Annotated in this window: 18 protein-coding genes and 1 pseudogene; 10 read left to right on the top strand and 9 right to left on the bottom strand. The window is 69.7% G+C overall.

The window, feature by feature from the left end; all coding sequences use genetic code 11:
* Window positions 1–7 precede the first annotated feature (7 nt).
* The 6 genes and pseudogenes from AB5J55_RS29210 to AB5J55_RS29185 all read left to right on the top strand — a co-directional run.
* Window positions 8–1606: pseudogene (locus AB5J55_RS29210) on the top strand (ATP-binding protein); the annotation flags it as partial.
* A gap of 653 nt (window positions 1607–2259) precedes the next feature.
* Window positions 2260–2964, top strand: coding sequence for a response regulator (locus AB5J55_RS29205; RefSeq protein ID WP_369273480.1), 705 nt, complete (start codon window positions 2260–2262; stop codon window positions 2962–2964).
* A 136-nt stretch (window positions 2965–3100) separates the two neighbouring features.
* Window positions 3101–4519, top strand: coding sequence for an extracellular solute-binding protein (locus tag AB5J55_RS29200; RefSeq protein WP_369273479.1), 1419 nt, complete (start codon window positions 3101–3103; stop codon window positions 4517–4519).
* Window positions 4520–4529: 10 nt separating this feature from the next.
* Complete coding sequence (locus AB5J55_RS29195; RefSeq protein ID WP_369273478.1) at window positions 4530–5465, top strand: carbohydrate ABC transporter permease; 936 nt, start codon at window positions 4530–4532, stop codon at window positions 5463–5465.
* 6 nt (window positions 5466–5471) lie between these two features.
* Window positions 5472–6311 (top strand): carbohydrate ABC transporter permease, encoded by an 840-nt coding sequence (locus tag AB5J55_RS29190; protein WP_369273477.1) that lies wholly within the window; start codon window positions 5472–5474, stop codon window positions 6309–6311.
* 487 nt (window positions 6312–6798) lie between these two features.
* Window positions 6799–7422 carry a helix-turn-helix domain-containing protein gene (locus tag AB5J55_RS29185; RefSeq protein WP_369276334.1) on the top strand — a complete coding sequence of 208 codons (624 nt, stop codon included), beginning with the start codon at window positions 6799–6801 and terminating at the stop codon, window positions 7420–7422.
* Window positions 7423–7614: 192 nt separating this feature from the next.
* Here the strand turns inward: AB5J55_RS29185 and AB5J55_RS29180 are convergent, their stop codons facing one another.
* Entirely contained in the window at window positions 7615–8640 is a 1026-nt protein-coding gene (locus AB5J55_RS29180; RefSeq protein ID WP_369273476.1) for an ATP-dependent 6-phosphofructokinase, read from the bottom strand.
* A 239-nt stretch (window positions 8641–8879) separates the two neighbouring features.
* Here AB5J55_RS29180 and pta point away from each other — a divergent pair, with 239 nt between their 5' ends.
* The 3 genes from pta to pyk all read left to right on the top strand — a co-directional run bounded on the left by pta (window position 8880) and on the right by pyk (window position 13721).
* Window positions 8880–10982, top strand: a complete 2103-nt coding sequence (pta, locus tag AB5J55_RS29175) for a phosphate acetyltransferase (RefSeq protein WP_369273475.1) — start codon at window positions 8880–8882, stop codon at window positions 10980–10982.
* Window positions 10979–12208, top strand: coding sequence for an acetate kinase (locus AB5J55_RS29170; protein WP_369273474.1), 1230 nt, complete (start codon window positions 10979–10981; stop codon window positions 12206–12208). Before pta ends, AB5J55_RS29170 begins: the two co-directional genes overlap by 4 nt.
* An 82-nt stretch (window positions 12209–12290) precedes the next feature.
* A complete protein-coding gene (gene pyk, locus AB5J55_RS29165; RefSeq protein WP_369273473.1) occupies window positions 12291–13721 on the top strand; it encodes a pyruvate kinase in 1431 nt (476 codons plus the stop codon).
* A gap of 274 nt (window positions 13722–13995) precedes the next feature.
* On the opposite strand, the gene AB5J55_RS29160 is transcribed toward pyk, so the two are convergent.
* The 4 genes from AB5J55_RS29160 to AB5J55_RS29145 all read right to left on the bottom strand — a co-directional run bounded on the left by AB5J55_RS29160 (window position 13996) and on the right by AB5J55_RS29145 (window position 18340).
* Window positions 13996–15375 (bottom strand): hypothetical protein, encoded by a 1380-nt coding sequence (locus AB5J55_RS29160; protein ID WP_369273472.1) that lies wholly within the window; start codon window positions 15373–15375, stop codon window positions 13996–13998.
* Window positions 15365–15922 (bottom strand): DUF6114 domain-containing protein, encoded by a 558-nt coding sequence (locus AB5J55_RS29155; RefSeq protein WP_369273471.1) that lies wholly within the window; start codon window positions 15920–15922, stop codon window positions 15365–15367. The genes AB5J55_RS29160 and AB5J55_RS29155 overlap by 11 nt, the downstream gene beginning before the upstream one ends.
* Window positions 15923–16063: 141 nt before the next feature.
* On the bottom strand, window positions 16064–16702 hold the full coding sequence (locus tag AB5J55_RS29150) for a DUF6230 family protein (RefSeq protein WP_037886588.1): 639 nt from the start codon (window positions 16700–16702) through the stop codon (window positions 16064–16066).
* A gap of 663 nt (window positions 16703–17365) precedes the next feature.
* Window positions 17366–18340: a tetratricopeptide repeat protein gene (locus AB5J55_RS29145; protein WP_369273470.1), complete on the bottom strand. Its 975-nt coding sequence runs from the start codon at window positions 18338–18340 to the stop codon at window positions 17366–17368.
* A gap of 210 nt (window positions 18341–18550) precedes the next feature.
* Here AB5J55_RS29145 and AB5J55_RS29140 point away from each other — a divergent pair, with 210 nt between their 5' ends.
* Window positions 18551–19171: a TetR/AcrR family transcriptional regulator gene (locus AB5J55_RS29140; protein ID WP_369273469.1), complete on the top strand. Its 621-nt coding sequence runs from the start codon at window positions 18551–18553 to the stop codon at window positions 19169–19171.
* A gap of 12 nt (window positions 19172–19183) precedes the next feature.
* Here AB5J55_RS29140 and AB5J55_RS29135 read toward each other — a convergent pair whose 3' ends face one another.
* The 4 genes from AB5J55_RS29135 to AB5J55_RS29120 all read right to left on the bottom strand — a co-directional run bounded on the left by AB5J55_RS29135 (window position 19184) and on the right by AB5J55_RS29120 (window position 22222).
* A complete protein-coding gene (locus tag AB5J55_RS29135) occupies window positions 19184–20884 on the bottom strand; it encodes a methylmalonyl-CoA mutase (RefSeq protein WP_369273467.1) in 1701 nt (566 codons plus the stop codon).
* 72 nt (window positions 20885–20956) lie between these two features.
* Complete coding sequence (locus tag AB5J55_RS29130) at window positions 20957–21289, bottom strand: DUF3817 domain-containing protein (protein ID WP_369273466.1); 333 nt, start codon at window positions 21287–21289, stop codon at window positions 20957–20959.
* Between the two features lie 43 nt (window positions 21290–21332).
* On the bottom strand, window positions 21333–21842 hold the full coding sequence (locus AB5J55_RS29125; RefSeq protein WP_369273465.1) for a MarR family winged helix-turn-helix transcriptional regulator: 510 nt from the start codon (window positions 21840–21842) through the stop codon (window positions 21333–21335).
* A 74-nt stretch (window positions 21843–21916) separates the two neighbouring features.
* The gene (locus AB5J55_RS29120; protein WP_369273464.1) at window positions 21917–22222 is read right to left on the bottom strand and encodes an antibiotic biosynthesis monooxygenase; all 306 of its coding nucleotides are present in this window, start codon (window positions 22220–22222) and stop codon (window positions 21917–21919) included.

Here is a 22222-nt window from a genome sequence, read left to right as displayed (position 1 = left end):
TGACGACATGCGCTTCCCCGTCCCGCGACCCCGCAGCCTGGCCGGCCAGCTCTTCGCCATGCAGGCCGTGCTGATAGCGGTGCTCGTCGCCGGGTATGCGGTGTTCACGTACGTCAGCGACCGCGGGCAGGCCGAGGACGCGGCGGGGCGGCAGGCCATGGCGGTGGCGCAGTCGATAGCCGACGCCCCGTCCGTGGCGGAGGCGATTCGTACGGCCGATCCGACGGCCGAGCTCCAGCCGTACGCGCTCCGTGTCCAGCGCGATGCCGAGGTCGACTTCGTCACGATCATGAACCCCGAGGGCATCCGCTGGACGCACCCCGACGCGAAGCAGATCGGGCAGCACTTCCGCGGCCACACGGAGCGCGCCCTGCACGGGGAGCCCTTCACGGAGACGTACACCGGCACGCTCGGTCCGTCCGTCCGGGCGGTCGTACCGATCTACGACGGGGGGAACCGGCCCGCACAGATCGTCGGGCTGGTGAGCGCGGGCATCCGGGTCGAGGAGATCAGCAAGCGGGTGCAGGACCAGCTGACGGCCCTGCTCGGGGTGGCCGGGGGTGCGCTGGCGCTGGGGGCGATCGGTACGTACGTGATCAACGCCCGGCTGCGCCGGCACACCCACGGCATGAACGCGTCCGAGCTGAGCCATATGCACGACTACCACCAGGCCGCCCTGCACGCGGTGCGTGAGGGGCTGCTGATGCTGGACGGGCAGTACCGGGTGGCGCTGATCAATGACGGCGGGCGCGAGCTGCTCGGCGTGGCCGGCGATGTGGTGGGGCAGTCGGTCGCGGAGCTCGGCCTGCCGGCCCCGCTGACCGGGGCGCTGCTGGCGTCCGAGCCGCGGGTGGACGAGGTGCACCTCGCGGCGGAACGGGTGCTGGTGGTGAACACGTCGCCGGTGTCGGGCGGTGAGCGCCGCGGCACGGTGGTGACCTTGCGCGATGTCACCGAACTCCAGTCCCTGATGGGCGAGTTGGACTCCGAGCGGGGTTTCACCCAGGCGCTGCGGTCACAGGCGCACGAGGCGGCGAACCGCCTGCACACGGTGGTCTCGCTGATCGAACTGGGACGCGCCGAGGAGGCGGTGGAGTTCGCGACGGCCGAGCTGGAGCTGGCGCAGGCGCTGACGGACCAGGTCGTCGCGGCGGTCAGCGAACCGGTGCTGGCGGCTCTGCTGCTGGGCAAGACGGCACAGGCCAACGAGCGGGGCGTCGAACTCGTCGTCTCGCAGGACAGCCGCCTGGACGACCGCCTGCTGCCGCCGTCCCTTCCGGCCCGGGATCTGGTGACGATCCTCGGCAACCTGATCGACAACGCGGTGGACGCCGCACAGGGCAGCGTGGGGGCGCGAGTGACGGTGACGGCGTACACGCAGGGCGGAGAGCTGGTCCTGCGCGTGTCCGACACGGGGGCCGGGGTGGACCCCGCCCACGCGGAGGCGGTGTTCGAGCGCGGCTTCTCGACGAAGCCGGCGGGGCCGGGCGGCCGGGGCCTGGGACTGGCCCTGGTACGTCAGGCGGTGCAGCGGCACGACGGCGACCTGTCGGTGGCGGAGGCTGCCGGGGGTGGGGCAGAGTTCGAGGCACGGTTGCCGCTGGGCGAGGGGCCCGTGCGGGAGGGGGCGCCGGGAGATGGGGCGGAGCCGGTGCCGGGCGCCGAGCTGCTGCCGGGCGCCGAGCCCCTACTGGACGGCAGGCCCCAGCCGGGCGTGGAGACACTCGGGGACGCCGAACCGCTCCCGGGCGGCGAGACCTTGCCGGGCGCGGAGCCCCAGCCGGCAGACAGGTCCCAGCCGGCAACGGAGCCACTGCTGGACGCCGAGCCCCCACCGGACGGCAGGCCCCAGCCGGGCGTGGAGACACTCGGGGACGCCGAACCGCTCCCGGGCGGCGAGACCTTGCCGGGCGCGGAGCCCCAGCCGGCAGACAGGTCCCAGCCGGCAACGGAGCCACTGCTGGACGCCGAGCCCCCACCGGACGGCAGGCCCCAGCCGGGCGTGGAGACACTCGGGGACGCCGAACCGCTCCCGGGCGGCATGCCCCAGCCGGGGACGGAGCCAACCGGGGACGCCGAGCCCCGGTCGGGGGCGGAGCCCCAACCGAACGGCGGGCACCGGCCAGGCGCCGAGCCCCAGCTGGACGCCGAGCCTGCGCACCAGCCCCATCAGCCCCATCAGCCCCGACGATCTCAGCAATCCCAGCAGTCCGAGCCCCGGCCGGGTTCCGATGGTGCGGTGGTTTCGAGAGGTGACGTATGACGGCGGCGGCCGAGCAGGCGATTCGCGTCCTGGTCGTGGAGGACGATCCGGTCGCGGCGGACGCGCACGTGATGTACGTCGGCCGGGTGCCGGGCTTCGTGGCGGTCGGCAAGGCGCACACCGGTGCGGAGGCACGGCGCGCGCTGGAGCGTACGCCGGTGGATCTGCTGCTGCTGGACCTTCACCTGCCGGATGTGCACGGGCTGCAACTGGCGAGGTCCCTGCGAGCAGCGGGGCACCACGCGGACGTGATCGCGGTGACGTCGGCTCGGGATCTCGCCGTGGTGCGGGAGGGGGTGTCGCTGGGAGTCGTGCAGTACGTACTGAAGCCGTTCACCTTCGCCACGCTCCGGGACCGCCTCGTGCGCTACGCCGAGTTCCATGCGGCGGTCGGCGAGGCCAGCGGACAGGACGAGGTGGACCGGGCCCTGGCCACGCTGCGGGCGCCGGGGCCGGCGGCGTTGCCGAAGGGGTTGAGCGGGCCGACGTTGGAGCGGGTCACCGGGGCTGTGCGGGAGGCCGAGGAGGGGCTCACCGCGGCGGGGGTCGCCGAGGCCGTCGGGATTTCCCGGATCACGGCTCGGCGGTATCTGGAGCACTTGGTGGAGGCGGGGCGGACCGAGCGGGCGCCGGTCTACGGGCAGGTGGGGAGGCCGGAGTTGGTGTATCGATGGGTTCCGGGGGCGGGGTCCGGCCGGTAGAGGCGTGACCGCGGCGCAAGCGGCTTCCCGAAGCACCGTCCAATCCCACGCACACTCATTGACCTGACTAGACCACTCCTCTTAGGTTCACCGGGCAGACAACCCCAGGCCACAACGACGTAGGCCCCAGGAGGTCATGCCCGTGCGCCCCACCGCCCGCCCCGCCCGCCCCGTCCGAGCCCCCCGCCCAACTCGCCCCGCCCTCCCCGCACTCCTCGCCCTCACCCTCGCCGCCGCAGGCACGCTCACCGCCTGTGGCGGGGGATCCGGCAGCGACCCCGACACCCTCAAGGTCTCCTTCAAGCAGTCCACGGACAACTCCATCAAGGTGATGGACACCTACCTCGCGGACATCAAGAAGCAGTTCGAGAAGGCGAACCCGGGCAAGAAAGTCGAGTTCGTGCCGATCAAGGCCCCGGACTCGGAGTACTACACCAAGCTCCAACAGATGCTCCGGTCCCCCAAGACCGCCCCGGACCTGGTCTACGAGGACACGTTCCTCATCAACTCGGACATCACCAGCGGGTACTTGAAGCCGCTCGACCCCTACCTCGCCAAGTGGAAGGACTGGGGCCAGTTCATCGACACGGCGAAGGCGGCGGCCAAGGGGGAGGACGGGAAGACGTACGGCGTCCCGGACGGGACGGACACCCGGGGCCTGTGGTTCAGCAAGGACATCTTCAAGAAGGCCGGCCTGCCCGCCGACTGGCAACCGAAGACCTGGGACGAGGTCCTCGACGCCGCCCGGGCGATCAAGAAGAAGGTCCCGGGTGTCACCCCTCTCAACGTCTACACCGGCAAGCCCGCCGGCGAGGCGGCGACCATGCAGGGCTTCGAGATGCTGCTCTACGGCACGAACGACGGCACCGCGGACCCGCTCTATGACAAGGCGTCCAAGAAGTGGATCGCCGGCAGCCAGGGGTTCAAGGACGCCCTCGCGTTCGTGGAGACGGTGTACAAGGAGAAGCTGGGCCCGGACGTCTCGGACGCCCTCGACCCCAACTTCGGTACCCGCGTGCGTGGTGAACTGCTCCCCGAGGGCAAGCTCGGCATCGACCTCGACGGCTCCTGGCTCCCGCAGGACTGGCTGGAGGGCAGCGGCCACGAATGGCCCGAGTGGTCGCAGAAGCTGGGCCTCGCCCACATGCCCACCCAGAACGGCCAGGCCCCCGGCAAGGTGAGCATGTCCGGCGGCTGGACCTGGTCCATCCCGGCCAAGGCGGGCAACCCCGACCTGGCCTTCGAGTTCGTCAAGACGATGCAGACCAAGGCGAACGCCCAGAAGTGGTACATCGCCAACTCGGGCATCGCGGTGCGCAAGGACGTCGCGGCCGATCCCGCGTACGTCGACGCCCAGCCCGGCATCAAGTTCTTCACCGACCTGGTCGCATCGACGCACTACCGGCCCGCCTACCCGGCGTACCCGAAGGTGTCCACCGCGATCCAGGAGGCGATGGAGGGCGTGACGACGGGTGACGCCTCGGTCGAGGACGCGGCCGAGTCGTACGACGAGGAGCTGAAATCGGCGACGGACGGCCAGGTGATCGAGAAGTGAGTCACCGCTCATGAAGACCGCCACCGGCCCCGGCCTCGCGAAGAGGCCGGGCCGGGCCCCCGCACCGGCCACGCCGGGCGCCCGCCCTCGGCACGTCCCGTTCCTACGGGCGCTGCCACTCACGCCCGCCGTCGTCCTCCTGGTCCTCTTCCTCGCCGGCCCCATCGCCTACTGCGCCTACATCGCCTTCACCGACCTCCAGCTCACCGGCCAGGCCGAGGACTCGTTCGTCGGTTTCGACAACTTCCGTGCGGCGTTCGACGACGAGGCGTTCCGCAACGCGGTCTGGCTGACCCTCGTCTTCACCGTCATCTCCGCCCTGCTCGGCCAGAACACCCTGGGCCTGGCCCTGGCCGCGCTGATGCAGCGCGCGTCGAAGCCCGTACGCACCCTGGTGGGCGCCATCGTCATCACGGCGTGGGTCCTGCCGGAGGTCGTCGCGGGCTTCCTGCTCTACGCCTTCTTCCGCCGCGAGGGCACCCTGAACGCCGTCCTGGACTGGCTCCATCTCCCCACCCAGAACTGGCTGTTCACCCTCCCGATCCTGGCGGTGTCGTTCGCGAACGTCTGGCGCGGCACCGCGTTCTCGATGCTGGTCTACTCGGCGGCACTGAACGAGATACCCAAGGAGATCACCGAGGCGGCGGAGGTCGACGGCGCCGGCGGCTGGCGCCGCATGTGGCACATCACCCTCCCGATGATCCGCCGCTCCATCGGCACCAACCTGATGCTGATCACCCTCCAGACCCTGTCCGTCTTCGGCCTGATCTGGGTGATGACGAGGGGCGGCCCGGGCGGCAAGAGCCAGACGCTGCCGCTGTTCATGTACGAGGAGGCGTTCCAGAAGAGCATGATCGGTTACGGCACGGCGGTCGCCCTCCTGCTGCTGGTGGTGGGCTCGTTGTTCTCCGTGGTCTACCTGCGTCTGCTGCGAACGGAGGTGTGATGCCCTATGCCTCGCACTCTCTCGTCCCGACGCGCCTCTCACCGTCTGGCCGCCGACGCCGGGCTCCTGGTGGTGGCCGCGGCCTTCGTGCTCCCGCTGGCGTGGGTGCTCCTCTCCTCGCTGGACACGAACGCCAACCTCCAGGTGAAGGTCCCGGACGGCGTCACGCTGGACAACTTCGACGCGGTCCTCACCGCGGACATCACCTTCACACCGCTGCTCAACAGCCTGCTGCTGTGCGGCGGGGGCACGGCACTGACCGTCGCGTGCGCGGCGCTCGCCGCCTACCCGCTGTCGCGGTTCCGGTCGCGCTTCAACCGCCCGTTCCTGCTCACGATCCTGTTCGCGACGAGCCTGCCGATCACGGCGATCATGGTGCCGGTGTACGCCCTGTTCGTGCAGGTGAACCTCATCGACACCATGGAAGGGACGATCTTCTTCTTCGCCGCCTCTCAACTGCCGTTCGCCATCTGGCTGATGAAGAACTTCATGGACGGGGTGCCGAAGGAGCTGGAGGAGGCGGCCTGGACGGACGGGGCGTCGTCGCTCCAGTCGTTGCTGCGGGTGGTGCTGCCGCTGATGGGGCCCGGGGTGGCGGTGGTGACGGTGTTCTCGTTCGTGATGATGTGGGGGAACTTCTTCGTCCCGTTCATGCTGCTGCTCACGCCGGACCAGATGCCGGCCGCGGTGAGCATCAATGAGTTCTTCGGGAATCGGGGGACGGTGGTGTACGGGCAGCTGGCGGCATTCTCGATCATCTACTCGACGCCGGTGATTCTGCTCTATGTGCTGGTGGCGAGGCGGCTGGGCGGAGGGTTCGCCCTGGGCGGGGCGGTCAAGGGGTAGGTGAGCGACCCGCGCGGTGAGCGTCGGGAATCAGCCGCCTGCCGTCCATCGCCACGCGGCCGATCCCCACACCGGCGGGCGTACGCACCTTCGACGCCCGCCCGTACGGCCGACGCCCACACCCCGCCCTCCCGCCGCACCGCCACCGGGCGTCCGGAGGTCTGCACCGCACGGCGCCTGCGAATATGCCCACCGAGGTTGCCATTCGTGGAATGCCACCACCCGCCGGAGCCATCACCCGCCCCTCGCCCGCCCACCTCCGGGCGGGCCCGGCTCGGCGTCGAACCCGCCAGTAGCCGTAGCTTCCTACAATCCGTGATCCTGGCCGAACAGACCGTAGTCACCCCACTCCGCCCGCCCTACGTTGTGCCCCGTGCGCCGACCCCAAGCCCAACCGAACCAGCCCCACAACCGCTCCAGCCGCCGTACCCCGCCCACTCCCCCGTTCAACGCCCCCGCCGCCCGCAGACTGCGCGCCGCCCTCAACATGCGGCCCGAGCACGTCGCCTACAGCATGCGAACCTCGTACGGACTCCCCTACGTCACCGAGGACCTCGTCATCGCCTGGGAACGCGAGATCGCGTCCCCGGACAACAGCGAGCTGACCGCTCTGGCGGGCGTGCTGTGGTGCTCGCCCAGTGAACTGCTCGGCAAGCCCCGGACATTGCGCGAACACCGCATCGCCCGTGGCCTCGCCCCCGAGGACGTGGCCCGTACCGTCGGGCACGACATCGGCACCTACCTCCGCATGGAGGAGAGCGACGACTGGCAGGGCACCGACCGTCAGTCCGCCGCCCTCGCCGACGTCCTCGGCCTGACGGTCCCGGACTTCATCACCGTCACCGGCCGTGACGCGAAACTCGCCGCCCTGCTGCGCAGTGCGGTGACGACGCGCTGGCAGGCGTACGTACGCCCCGTCGGGAAGATGGTGCCCCTGGACCGGCGCGTCCTGGAGGACGCCCTTCAGGAGCTGCACCAGAACTACCAGGGGCAGATGACCGCCACGCTCAGCTGGGGCGGGGGCGGCAGTGACTCCAGCGCGGCCGGCCGTGAGTTCCTGGACCGGATCGTGGAGCACTTCTGGAGGACCATCCAAGGGGATGCCCCCTGAGGTCTCAGTGGTCGTACTCGATCGGTACGGCCGGGCTGTGGACCCGGTAGGAGAAGGCCCGACCAGGTCCAGCAGGGCCGACCGCTGTGCCTCGGTGAACCCGGAGGCGGCGAGGCACAGCTGGGCGAGCTGTGGGTTGTCCTGGCCTGCCACGGCCTTCAGGTCGTCCCCGGTGCGAGCAGCAGCCCGGTGCTAGAACACCGACTCCGCCTCGTCCATGCGGTCCTTCGGCACCGTCTTCAGCTCGGTGACCGCCTCCGCCAGCGGCACCATCACGATGTCGGTCCCGCGCAGCGCGGTCATCCTGCCGAAGTGGCCCTGGTGGGCCGCCTCCACCGCGTGCCAGCCGAAGCGGGTGGCGAGGACACGGTCGTACGCCGTCGGCACACCGCCACGCTGGACGTGGCCGAGGATGACCGGCTTGGCCTCCTTGCCGAGGCGGCGCTCCAGTTCGAAGGCCAGCGCCGTGCCGATGCCCTGGAAGCGCTCGTGGCCGAACTGGTCGATCTCGCCCTTGCCGTAATCCATGCTGCCGTCGGCCGGGTGGGCGCCCTCGGCGACACAGATCACCGCGAACTTCTTGCCGCGCGCGAAGCGCTCCTCGACCATCTTGACGAGGAGGGCGGGGTCGAAGGGCCGCTCGGGCAGGCAGATGCCGTGGGCGCCGGCGGCCATGCCGGACTCCAGCGCGATCCAGCCCGCGTGGCGGCCCATGACCTCGACGACCATCACGCGCTGGTGGGACTCCGCCGTGGTCTTCAGGCGGTCCATGGCCTCCGTGGCGACGCCGACCGCCGTGTCGAAGCCGAACGTCCGGTCCGTGGACGAGATGTCGTTGTCGATGGTCTTCGGTACGCCGACCACGGGCAGGCCCGCGTCCGACAGCATGCGGGCCGCCGTCAGCGTGCCCTCGCCGCCGATCGGGATCAGCGCGTCGATGCCGAAGTCGCGGGCGATGTCGGGGGCGCTCTCGCATGCCTCGCGCAGCCGGTCGCGCTCCAGCCGGGACGAGCCCAGGATCGTGCCGCCGCGGGCCAGGATGCCGCTGACCGCCTCCAGGTCGAGGCTGCGGTAGTGGCCGTCCAGCAGGCCCGCGTACCCGTCCTCGAAGCCGATCACCTCGTCGCCGTACTGTGCGACGGCACGGTGCACGACCGACCGGATCACGGCGTTCAGGCCGGGGCAGTCGCCGCCTGCGGTGAGAACTCCGATACGCATCGTGCTGTGTCTCCTGCTCGCTGTTGATACCGGTGAGCCAGTCCGATTGTTTCATGTCCCGAGGGGGATGTCGGGCCCACGAACCTGACGGGCGCCTTATCTACCGGCAAGGGTATTGTCAAGAGGGTTTCGCTCACCCCGGTGGGCGATTTTGTGCAGGCTCCGCCAGACCGCCGACGGACGCTCGACAGACGCAGACAAGCACGAAGACGACGACGAAGACGAAACGGAGAGCACGCGTGACGCGCAGCGTGTACGTGACCGGCATCGACCGCGGCGACGGCCGCCAGATCGTCGAACTGGGAGTGATGGAGCTCCTGACCCGGCAGGTCGACCGGGTGGGGGTGTTCCGGCCGCTGGTCCACCACGTCCCCGACCGCCTGTTCGAGTTGTTGCGCGCCCGCTACCGCCTCTCCCAGGACCCGGCGACGGTCTACGGCATGGATTACCACGAGGCGTCCGCCCTGCAGGCCGAGCGCGGCACGGACGAGCTGGTCTCCACGCTCGTCGACCGCTTCCACGCCGTCGCCCGCGACTACGACGTGGTCCTCGTCCTCGGCACCGACTACGCCGACACCCAGCTCCCGGACGAGCTCTCCCTCAACGCCCGGCTCGCCAACGAGTTCGGCGCGTCCGTGATACCCGTCGTCGGCGGACGCAAGCAGGCCGCCGAGTCGGTGCTCGCCGAGACGCGCAACGCCTTCCGGGCATACGAAAGCCTCGGCTGCGACGTGCTCGCCATGGTCGCCAACCGGGTCGCCCGGGACGACCGGGACGAGATCGCCCAGTCGCTGCGGTCGCGGCTGCCGGTGCCCTGTTACGTCGTCCCGGACGAGCCCGCCCTCGCCGCGCCGACGGTCTGGCAGATCGCCCAGGCCCTGGAGGCGAAGGTCCTGCTCGGCGACGACTCGGGGCTCGCTCGCGACGCCCTGGACTTCGTGTTCGGCGGCGCGATGCTGCCGAACTTCCTCAAGGCCCTGACCCCGGGCTGCCTGGTCGTCACCCCGGGCGACCGCGCCGACCTGGTCGTCGGCTCGCTGGCCGCGCACAGCGCCGGCACCCCGCCGATCGCCGGCCTCCTGCTCACCCTGGACGAGCGCCCCGGCGACGAGATCCTCACCCTCGCCGCCCGCCTCGCCCCGGGCACCCCGGTGCTCTCGGTGCCCGGTTACAGCTTCCCCACCGCCGAGCAGCTCTTCTCCATGGAGGGGAAGTTGAACGCGGCCACCCCGCGCAAGGCGGAGACCGCCCTCGGCCTCTTCGAGCGGTACGTCGACACCGGCGACCTGCTGAAGCGGGTCTCGGCGCCGAGCAGCGACCGGCTCACGCCGATGATGTTCGAGCACAAGCTGCTGGAGCAGGCCCGCTCGGACATGCGTCGCATCGTGCTGCCCGAGGGCACCGAGCCACGCGTCCTGCACGCCGCCGAAGTGCTGCTGCGCCGCAACGTCTGCGACCTCACGCTCCTGGGGCCGGTCGACCGGATCCGCAAGCAGGCCGCCGACCTCGGCATCGACCTGGGCGACACCCAGCTGATCGACCCGGCCACCAGCGAGCTGCGCGACACCTTCGCCGAGCAGTACGCCCAGCTGCGCGCCCACAAGGGCGTCACGGTGGAGCTGGCGTACGACGTCGTCTCCGATGTGAACTACTTCGGCACGCTGATGGTGCAGGAGGGCCTCGCGGACGGCATGGTGTCGGGGTCCGTGCACTCGACCGCCGCGACGATCCGGCCCGGCTTCGAGATCATCAAGACCAATCCCGACGCCGACATCGTCTCGTCCGTGTTCTTCATGTGCCTCGCCGACCGGGTCCTCGTCTACGGCGACTGCGCAGTGAACCCCGACCCGAACGCCGAGCAGCTGGCCGACATCGCCATCCAGTCGGCGGCCACCGCCCAGCGGTTCGGTGTGGAGCCGCGAATCGCGATGCTGTCGTACTCGACGGGTACGTCCGGCTCGGGCGCGGACGTCGACAAGGTGCGCGAGGCGACGGAGCTGGTGCGCGAGCGGCGGCCCGACCTGAAGATCGAGGGGCCGATCCAGTACGACGCCGCGGTCGAGCCGTCGGTCGCGGCCACCAAGCTGCCGGAGTCCGAAGTCGCCGGTCAGGCAAGCGTGTTGATCTTCCCGGACCTCAACACGGGCAACAACACCTACAAGGCCGTGCAGCGCTCGGCCGGCGCGATCGCGGTGGGCCCGGTGCTGCAGGGTCTGCGCAAGCCGGTCAACGACCTGTCCAGGGGCGCCTTGGTCCAGGACATCGTGAACACCGTGGCGATCACCGCCATCCAGGCCCAGTCCTCCGCCCTGTCCTCCAACGAGAAGGCCACCGCCCAGTGACCGCAACCCGCGTCCTCGTCCTCAACTCCGGCTCCTCGTCGGTGAAGTACCAGCTGCTCGACATGCGCGACAGCAGCCGGCTCGCCCTGGGCCTCGTCGAACGCATCGGCGAGGAGACGTCCCGGCTCAAGCACACCCCGCTGGCGAGCGGCGGCGAGACCCGCGAGTGGACCGGGCCCATCGCCGACCACGACGCCGCCCTGAAGGCCGTCTCGGCGGAGCTCGCCAAGGACGGCCTCGGGCTCGACTCGCCCGAGCTGGCCGCGATCGGCCACCGGGTGGTGCACGGCGGCAAGCGGTTCACCGAGCCGACCGTCATCGACGACGCCGTACTCGCCGAGATCGAGCGGCTCATCCCGGTGGCCCCGCTGCACAACCCGGCCAACCTCACCGGCATCCGTACGGCCATGGGTCTGCGCCCCGACCTGCCCCAGGTCGCCGTCTTCGACACCGCGTTCCACACCACGATGCCGGAGTCGGCCGCCCGCTACGCGATCGACGTGGAGACCGCCGACCGGCACCGGATACGCCGGTACGGCTTCCACGGCACCTCGCACGCGTATGTCTCCCGGGCCACGGCGAAGCTGCTGGGCAGGGCGCCCGAGGACGTGAACGTCATCGTGCTGCACCTCGGCAACGGCGCGTCCGCGTCCGCCGTACGGGGCGGCAAGTGCGTGGACACCTCCATGGGGCTGACGCCTTTGGAGGGACTCGTGATGGGTACGCGATCCGGTGACACCGATCCCGCCGTCATCTTCCATTTGGCGCGTGTTGGCGAAATGTCCATTGCGGAAATCGACACTCTTCTCAACAAGAAGAGCGGATTGATCGGCCTGTGCGGCGACAACGACATGCGGGAGATCCGCCGGCGGATCGACGAAGGTGACGAGCGGGCCCAATTGGCCTTCGACATCTACATTCACCGACTGAAGAAGTACATCGGCGCCTATTACGCGGTGCTCGGCAGGGTGGACGCGATCGCGTTCACGGCCGGCGTCGGCGAGAACGCGGCACCGGTGCGGGAAGCCGCCGTGGCGGGCCTGGAACAGCTGGGCCTCGCGGTGGACGCCGAGCTGAACGCCGTGCGCGGTGACGAACCGCGGCTGATCTCGCCCACGGGCGCTCGGGTGGCGGTCGCGGTGGTGCCGACGGATGAAGAACTGGAGATCGCGACGCAGACCTACGCACTGGTCGGGGAGAACACCGTTGAAGCAACGGCCGAGTAACACGGCTGAGCATTACGCAGCTCATTTGTATCTTCCGCCAGACGGAATATTCCGCGGCGAAACAAACCGATAGGATCGTCCCATGCGCCGTTCGAAAATCGTCTGTACTCTCGGCCCCGCGGTCGACTCCCATGAACAGCTCGTCGCGTTGATCGAGGCGGGCATGAATGTGGCCCGCTTCAACTTCAGCCACGGCACGCACGAAGACCACCAGGGGCGGTACGAGCGTCTCCGGGCCGCCGCCCAGGAGACCGGGCGTGCCATCGGTGTGCTCGCCGACCTGCAGGGCCCCAAGATCCGCCTGGAGACCTTCGCCGAGGGCCCGGTCGAGCTGGAGCGCGGTGACGAGTTCGTCATCACGACCGAGGACGTCCCGGGTGACAAGTCCATCTGCGGGACCACCTACAAGGGCCTGCCGGGCGACGTCTCGCGCGGCGACCAGATCCTCATCAACGACGGCAACGTCGAGCTGAAGGTCCTGGACGTCGAGGGCCCGCAGGTGCGGACGATCGTCATCGAGGGCGGCGTCGTCTCCGACCACAAGGGCATCAACCTGCCCGGCGCGGCCGTGAACGTGCCTGCGCTGTCCGAGAAGGACGTCGAGGACCTGCGGTTCGCGCTGCGCATGGGCTGCGACATGGTCGCGCTGTCCTTCGTCCGGGACGCCAACGACGTGCAGGACGTGCACAAGGTCATGGACGAGGTCGGCCGCCGCGTCCCGGTCATCGCCAAGGTGGAGAAGCCGCAGGCGGTGGCGAACATGGAGGACGTCGTGCTGGCGTTCGACGCCGTGATGGTCGCGCGTGGCGACCTGGCCGTCGAGTACCCGCTCGAGAAGGTCCCGATGGTGCAGAAGCGGCTCATCGAGCTGTGCCGCCGCAACGCCAAGCCGGTGATCGTGGCGACCCAGATGATGGAGTCGATGATCACCAACTCCCGTCCGACCCGCGCCGAGGCCTCCGACGTGGCCAACGCGATCCTGGACGGCGCCGACGCGGTCATGCTGTCCGCGGAGTCGAGCGTGGGCGCGTACCCGATCGAGACCGTCAAGACGATGTCGAAGATCGTCACCGCCGCCGAGCAGGAGCTGCTGGCCAAGGGCCTGCAGCCGCTGGTGCCGGGCAAGAAGCCCCGTACGCAGGGTGGTTCGGTGGCCCGTGCCGCCTGCGAGATCGCCGACTTCCTCGGCGGCAAGGGCCTGGTCGCCTTCACCCAGTCCGGCGACACCGCCCGCCGCCTGTGCCGCTACCGCGCGGCCCAGCAGATCATCGCGTTCACCACGGACGAGTCCACCCGCAACCAGATGACCCTCAGCTGGGGCGTCGAGCCGCACGTCGTGCCGTTCGTCAACAGCACCGACGAGATGGTCGACCTGGTGGACCAGGAGATCGTCAAGCTCGGCCTGTTCAACGAGGGCGACATCGTGGTCATCACCGCCGGCTCCCCGCCCGGTGTCCCCGGCACCACCAACATGGTCCGCGTCCACCACCTCGGCGGCCGCCCGCGGGACTGACCGCACGGGCCACTGTGAGGCCCTGCTACGTCACCGAGGGCGCCCCCTGCGAGCAGGGGGCGCCCTCGTCCATGTGTGCTCAGGGGCCCGCGCCGACCAACAGGGTCAGCTCCGTGTCACCGCGGTCCCGATCGCGCGGACTCAGCGCCTCGTACATCGCCGCCACCTGACGGGGTGCACAGCCGTGGCCCGGTCCTCGCTTGGAGGACCGGGCCACGGCCGGTTGTGCGGCTCCCGAACGGGTCTGTGGGGGCGTCTGCTTCAGGCGCCCGGCTCAGTCGGTCACGAAGTTGTGCAGTCCGGGCACGTGCAGGGTGCCGCCGAACTGGCCGGCCTGGGTGACCTTCACCTTCGTGAAGTAGATCAGCGGGATGTTCAGCGGCGGCGGGTGCTCCGGGTCGAACGTGACCGGGATCAGACCCAGCAGGTTGCCGGAGATGCTCTCGGTGTACATCACCGTCTTGCCGTTGCGGATCGTGGACGTCGAGCCCTCGGCCGCCTGCACGTGGTAGGTCTTGCCGGACTGCTTGTCCTTGACCGTCTGGTGCAGGTCGCCGATGTCGGTGCCGTCGGAGATGACGTACTTCAGCACCTTCTTGGTGGTGCCGTTGGCCGTCTTCACCTTGACGATGCCCTGGTAGTCGGCGCCCTTCAGCAGCAGCGAGCTGGCGTTCAGGAACCACGGGTCGTCGGGCAGCGGCACGGGGTTGTCGACGCCGCCCTCCTCGTCCGTGGCGGCCGGGCAGTTCTCCGGGTCCGTGGTGGAGCTCGCGGACGGGCTCGGCGTGGCGGTGGCCTCGTCGGCCTCCTCCTGGACCGCCTCGGTGGTGTCCTCGGCCGCCTCGGACGCCTTGTCGGTGGCGCCCTCGACGGTGTCCTTCACCGCGTCGGTGGCCTTGTCGGCGGTCTCCTTGACGGGGTCGGACGACTCGGAGGTGTCCTCGCCGGACGTGCCGGAATCGGCGGATCCGGAGGACGCCTCCTCGCTCGCGCTCGCGGAGGGCGTCGGCGTCGGGCTCGCGGACTCCTCGTCCTTCGAACCGCCCGTGAAGATGCCCTCGATGGCATCGCCGATCTCCTCCAGCACGTTGCCGCCGCTCTCGGACGGCGAGGGGGACGCCGTGGCCGAGTCGCCGGACTGGGCCTCGCCCGCCTTGCTCGGCGACGGGGTCGGCGTGGGCTCGGCCGCGTCGTCGGAACCTGAATCCGACGAGGAGGAGTCGCCCGCGGAGTCCGAAGAACCCGACGTGTCCGAGGAGTTGTCCGAGGAGCCCGAGGAGTCCGAGGAGTCCTGGCCGGAGGAGGCCGACGGCGTCGGCTCGGCCGTCTCGTCCTTCTCCGTGGACTCACTGGCGCTGGGGGACGCGGACGCCGAGGCGTCGTCCTCCAGTGCCGCCACACACTCCTTGTACTCGTCCGCGGTAAGGCTGTTGGACGTCGGCTTCGTGGCGTTGTCGCTGTCGGCCTGCGCGAGCGTGGGCGTGAAGCCCATGCCCATGAGGACCGCCGTCGGCATCGCCGCCAGGGCTATCGCCTTGCCGGCCGGCATCTGAAACCTGGTGAACAACGGCTTCTTGGGCGCCGCGTGACGCGGCCCGGTTCTCACACGGGACTTGTCCACCTCAGTCCCGTGGGTCACCTCGTCAGCCGGCACTGTGCCTCCCGTTCGCCCCGTTCGCCGGGCTCGTTCCTGACAGATCGTTCGGCTCGCCCACCACGGGCTTGAGGGTCGTGGTGTCGGGGTCCGCAGCTTCGGGCGCGTCCCCCGCTCCCGTCATCTGCAGCTCCGCCGGCTCCGATTCGGCCGACTGACCCGGCACCCACGACACGGCCATGGCCCCGCCGATGAGGGCGAAGAGGAAGCCGATCAGGAAGCCGCCGAGGTTGGACAGCGGGATGGACACCAGCGCCAGCAGGATCGCCGCGACGCCCGCGAAGGTGCGGACGTGCTTCTGGAACCAGAGAGTGAAGCCCAGGACGACGAGCAGCACACCGATGATCAGGGAGCTGGAACCCCCCGCGGTCTGCATCGCCAGCGTCAGGTGGCCGATCTGGAGGTTCGCGTATGGGAAGTAGGCGATGGGGAGTCCGCCGAGCATGACGAACAGACCGGCCCAGAACGGCCGCGCGCCCCGCCAGGCGCGGAACTGCGTCCTGCGGAGGGTGAACTGGCCGGATACGGCAGGAGTCTCGGCGCTCATGGAAAACAGCTCCCTGCTACGGCTTGCTGTGATGGTGGTGCGGTGGTGGTGAGTTGTGGTGCGTGTGACCGCTTGTGAAGAAAGCGGGCGGAGAGTGGACGGGCGGGGGCGCCATCGGCTCCCCCGCCCGTCAGAGAGTGCTTAGTAGCACTCCTTGACACCCGTCGACAGCGACATCTTCAGACCGCTGAGCTTGAAGGTTCCGGCGGTGGTCGCCCACGCCGTCTGCTTCACGCCGACCAGCGTGGCCTTGTCGGCCTGCTGGGCGAAGCCGAAGGGGTTGGCCTGCTCGCCGCCGCCCTTCATGCCCGGACCCTTGCTGGCGTCCTTGGCGGCCACACCGATGTCGATGTTCTCGAACGTGGCGTCAGCCTCGAGATCAGCGACGTCGATGTAGAGGTTCTTGGCCTCGACCGGCTTGTTCGGGTCCTGGCCGGCCCGCAGGATCAGGCTGACGCTCCCGAGGATCGGGACGTCGGGGGTGACCACGGACTGGCACAGGCTGTTGATCGTCGCGGACTTGAAGCCCGAGACGGCGACGGGGTGAACCGTCTTCTTGCCGGAGAGCGTGTAGCCCTCGTCAAGAGCGCCGTACTGCGAGAAGCCCGTGCCGACCAGCTTGTCGGTCGTGACCTTGAACGACTGCCCCGAAACACTGAACGACGCGGCGAGAGCGCCCTGCGCGAGGGCGACACCTATCGCAGCCGTGGCGGCGACGCTGGGCACCATGACCACAGCGAACCGCTTCCATCTGGTCCCGCCACGCACCTGGGACTCCATATTTCCTCCTTCTCGGACGTACATCTCCTGGCCCTGGCTGCCACTGTCGGCTCGACGGCTCAGCCGGGCAGGGATGGGAGAAGTGCTACGTCCTCGGGAAGGAGAGCGCCTGCACTCGGTGGCGCGAACCGCGCCCGAATCACCGGCGATCACCCCCGAGCGACAACCACTGGTCGCGCCTGACACGCATCACGCACAACCTTGCTGGACAGGCTTCGCCGGGTGGGCGAAGACCCCCCTGTCCAAGAGTCGGCGCCACTGCCGCCGACTCTGCTCGGTGGGGACCCAGGAACTCCCGTGACCCAACCGGCTGTCGGGGTGCGGGAATGGACCGAGCGTGGCCGATCGTGGTGCATTCTCGCCGCCCGCACAAGGGGCTTCGTTACTCGGTAGTAACGGGCGGATAACCGAACAACGACCTGCCGGTCTCGGACAGCGACGCAGGGTGGTTCCGGACGGCCGGACAAGTCCATTAATCACCGGACAGAAACCGACAGAACGACGGCCCTGACTTACCCGCAGTAACTGCGGCCGCGATTACCAAGATTTGGTAAAGCGCGGCCGCTCTGATGCCTTCTCGGCAAAACCCTTCACTCGGGCAACACGCGCCCTCGCGTTTAGTTACTGGTCAGAGCGGGGCCACCGCCCCGCTCGAAGCCCCGGTCAGAAGAGGGCGCGCGCCAGTGCCCTGCGGGCCGCCGCCACGCGCGGGTCCTCGCCGCCCACGACCTCGAAGAGCTCCAGCAGCCGGATCCGTACGGTGTCCCGGTCGTCACCCACCGTGCGCTGCACGGTCTCGATGAGCCGTCCGAAAGCGTCCTCGACATGGCCGCCCACCAGGTCCAGGTCGGCGGCGGCGATCTGTGCCTGCACATCGGCCGGCTTCTCGGCGGCGTCCTTGCGCACCTGCTGGGGGTCGACACCCTGCACGCGCTGCAGCAACTCGGCCTGCGCGAGACCCAGTTTGGCCTCCATGTTGGCCGGGTCCTCGCTCAGCACGTTCTTGTACGCCTGCACGGCACCGCCGAAGTCGCCCGCGTCCAGGGCCTGTACGGCGGCCTCCAGCAACGCGTCGTACGGACCGGCCGGCGCGGCGGGAGCGGCCTGGGCGCTCCCGGGCTGCGCGTCGGGGTCGACGGTGAGGCCGGTCAGGCCGAAGCGCTGCTCGGCGACGGCGACGAGCTGGTCCAGCGTCTCGCGGATCTGCGCCTCACCGGCCGCGCCCTGGAAGAGCGGCAGCGCCTGTCCGGCGACGACGGCGAACACGGCCGGAATCCCCTGCACGCCGAACTGCTGCATCAGCATCTGGTTGGCGTCGACGTCGATCTTGGCGAGCATGAACCGGCCGGCGTACTCGACGGCGAGGCGCTCCAGCAGTGGGCTGAGCTGCTTGCAGGGCTCGCACCACTCGGCCCAGAAGTCGATGACGACGGGCACCTCGGCGGACCGCTGCAGGACGTCCCGCTCGAACCCCGCCTCATCCACATCGATGACGAGGTCGGCCGGCGACACGGCCCCTCCCCCGCCCTGCCGGGCGGCCTCGGCACGCGCCTGCTCCGCCTTCGCCTTGGCCTCCTGGGCCGCCTTCACCGCGGCGAGGTCGACGACTCCGCTCATGGACATGTTCCGTGGCTGCATGCGTCTATCCTCCCCCGTTCCGCCCGCGCATGTGAAAACGGTCCGAAAGCCGGTCCGCCCGCTGCTGTTCGACGCCGGGTCCCCACCTGGCGTCAGTGGTCATCGCTTTCGCTACGACTCGTAGCGTAATGGCAGTGCGGGGTTCCGGAACACCACCAACCCGTGATCTCCCTCACGACCACACAGGAACTGCCCGGATATGGTCATGGGATGCAGAGCCGCACCGCCGCCCCCCGTCCCGGCCGCCCGCGCAGCGCCGCCGCGGACACCGCGATCCTGGCCGCGACGCGCGAGGCTCTGGTCGAACTGGGCTGGTCCAAGCTCACCTTGGGAGACGTGGCAACACGCGCGGGGGTTGCAAAAACGACGCTTTATCGCCGCTGGTCCGGCAAGAACGAGCTGGTGGTCGACGCGGTGGCCGAGCTCTTCGACGAGCTGGAGCTCCCCGACCGCGGCTCCCTGGCCGCCGACATCGAGGGCGTGGTCCTGCAGTTCGCGGCGATTCTGGCCCGCCCGGAGGCCAAGAGCGGGCTGATGGCGGTGGTCGCCGAGTCGACGCGCGACGACGCCCTGCGCGAGCGCATCCGCCAGTCCATCGTCGAGCGCCAGAAGGGCCTGGTCCTGCAGGGGCGCTACCGGGCCCAGGAACGCGGCGAGCTCCCTCCGGAGACGGATGATCCGGAGGAAGCCGCGCGCACCGTGGACCTGATCTTCGACGTGGTGGCGGGTGCGGTGGTGCACCGCACCCTGGTCAGCGCCGAGCCGGCCGACGAGGAGTGGGTGCACGGCTTCACGCGCGTGCTGCTCCTCGGCCTCACCGGCGCCGCGTAGAGCTGTGCGGGGTCAGAACCCCGGCGGCTCCGTGTACACCCCCCACTCGTCCCGCAGCACGCCGCAGATCTCGCCCAGCGTCGCCTCGGCCCTTACCGCGTCCAGCATCGGCTCGATCATGTTGGACCCGTCGCGGGCGGCGGCGATCATCGCGTCGAGCGCGGTGCGTACGGCGGCGTCGTCCCGGGCGTCCCGGCGGGCGCCCAGCACCCGTACCTGCTCGCGCTCCACCTCGTGGCTGACCCGCAGGATCTCCAGGTCGCCGGTGACGGAGCCGGTGTGCGCGTTGACCCCGACGACCCTCTTGTCGCCCTTCTCCAGCGACTGCTGGTACCGGAACGCCGACTCGGCGATCTCCCCGGTGAACCAGCCGTCCTCGATGCCCCGCAGGATCCCGGACGTGATCGGCCCGATGGGATGCCGGCCGTCGGGGTGCGCCCGCAGCCCGCGCTCCCTTATCTGCTCGAAGATCTTCTCGGCGTCGGCCTCGATGCGGTCGGTCAGCTGCTCGACGTACCACGCACCGCCCAGCGGGTCGGCCACGTTGGCGACCCCGGTCTCCTCCATGAGCACCTGCTGGGTGCGCAGGGCGATCTCGGCGGCCTGCTCGGAGGGCAGCGCGAGGGTCTCGTCGAGGGCGTTGGTGTGCAGCGAGTTCGTCCCGCCGAGCACGGCGGCGAGCGCTTCCACGGCCGTACGTACGACGTTGTTGTACGGCTGCTGGGCGGTCAGCGAGACACCGGCGGTCTGCGTGTGGAAGCGCAGCCACTGAGCCTTGTCGCTCTTCGCGCCGTACACGTCGCGCATCCAGCGCGCCCAGATGCGGCGGGCGGCGCGGAACTTGGCGATCTCCTCGAAGAAGTCGAGGTGCGCGTCGAAGAAGAAGGACAGCCCGGGCGCGAACACGTCGACGTCCAGCCCGCGCGAGAGCCCCAGCTCGACGTACCCGAAGCCGTCCGCCAGCGTGTACGCCAGCTCCTGCGCGGCCGTCGCTCCGGCCTCGCGGATGTGGTAGCCGGAGACGGACAGCGGCTTGTAGGCGGGGATGCCGGCCGCGCAGTGCTCCATGAGGTCGCCGATGAGGCGCAGGTGCGGCTCGGGCTGGAAGAGCCACTCCTTCTGCGCGATGTACTCCTTGAAGATGTCGGTCTGCAGCGTGCCGTTGAGCACGGCCGGGTCGACGCCCTGGCGCTCGGCCGCCACCAGGTACATGCAGAAGACGGGAACGGCCGGACCGCTGATGGTCATGGAGGTCGTCACGTCGCCGAGCGGGATGTCCTTGAACAGGACCTCCATGTCGGCGGCCGAGTCGATGGCGACCCCGCAGTGCCCGACCTCGCCCAGCGAGCGCGGGTCGTCGGAGTCGCGGCCCATGAGCGTCGGCATGTCGAAGGCGACCGAGAGACCGCCTCCGCCGTTGCCGAGGATCATCTTGTAGCGCTCGTTGGTCTGCTCGGCGTTCCCGAACCCGGCGAACTGCCGGATGGTCCACGTCCGCCCTCGGTAGCCGGTCGGATACAGCCCGCGCGTGAAGGGGTACTCCCCGGGCCACCCGATCCGCTCGAAGCCCTCGTACCTGTCCCCAGGCCTGGGCCCGTACACCGGCTCCACGGGATCCCCGGAGAGCGTGGTGAAGTCACCGTCGCGCTTGCGCGCGGAGTCGTACCGGGCCTGCCAGCGACGGCGGCCCTCATCGATGGCGTCAGCGTCCATGCTTCGAATTTACTAGGACGTCCAAGTAAATGTCGATGGCAGACCGCCGTACGCATGCGTACGGCGGTGGCGTCAGGCCTTGGCGACAGCCGGGGCCGGGTCGCTGACCAGGGGTTCGACCTCTCGGCTGACCTTGCGCTCGACGAAGAAGGCGGCGAGGGGAATCGTCCCGGAGAGCAGCACCCACAGCAGCTTGCCGAACGACCACTTGGCCTTGGAGCCGAGGTCGAAGGCGAAGACCAGGTAGATGATGTAGAGGAAGCCGTGGACCTGGGAGACGGCGAAGGTGACGTCCTCGCCCATGTCGAAGCCGTACTTGAACACCATGCAGGTGCACAGCACGAGCAGCATCACGGCGGTGACGTAGGCCATCACCCGGTAGCGGGTCAGGACGCTCTTCTTCATGCGTAAGAGCGTAACCAGGCGTTCCGGGAGATCTTGCCGGGGGTCAGCTCTCGTCGAAGTCGTGCGCCGCGATCCTGAGCGGGCGCAGCATCGCGAAGATCTCCGCGCACTCCTCGGCGTCGTACGCCCCGAGGCCGAAGTCCATGGCCATCAGGTCGCGGGTGGCCGCCTCGACGACCTCCCGGCCCTTGTCGGTGATGGAGGCGAGGGTGCCGCGTCCGTCGTTGGGGTTGGGCCGCTTGTCGACCAGACCCGACTTGACCAGCCGGTCGACGGTGTTCGTCACGGATGTGGGATGCACCATGAGCCGCTCGCCGATCTTGGACATCGGCAGTTCCCCGGCCTTGGAGAAGTTGAGCAGCACCAGTGCCTCGTACCGCGCGAACGTCAGCCCGTACGGCTTGACCACCGCGTCCACCTCGGCGAGCAGGATCTGCTGTGCGCGCATGATCGAGGTGATGGCGGCCATGGACGGCACGTTTCCCCAGCGCTGCTTCCAGAGTTCGTCGGCGCGGGCGATGGGGTCGAAGGGAAGACTGAGCGGCTTCGGCACGGCACCGACCTTACCGGCCGGTCACATGCTGGTCAGCCCCGTCTCGCCCTTCGGTCCCCTGCCCTGCCGCCGCTCTACTCGGCCACCAGGTCCCGGACCTGGAAGACCCCCGTCCACCGGTCGTCGTGCAGACAGGCGTTCATCGGCTCGACCAGCGTCTGGTGGTCGGGGTCGGTCCGCCACCGCTTGACGCAGTCCATGCTCTCCCACTCGCTGGTCAGCAGCCATCGAGCGGGATCGTCGAGGGAGCGGCACAACTGTTCGCCGAGGTGCCCGGGCGCACGCGCGGCACGTTCGAGCACGCCCTGATAGGAGTCCACGAAGTCCGCTTCCCGGCCCTCGCGCACATGGAGCAGGCGAATGACCCGCACTCGTTCCAT

Source organism: Streptomyces sp. R11 (genome assembly GCF_041051905.1).
GTDB lineage: Bacteria > Actinomycetota > Actinomycetes > Streptomycetales > Streptomycetaceae > Streptomyces.
Note: the sequence above shows the minus strand (reverse complement) of the source record. Positions and strands in the feature narration are given on the sequence as shown.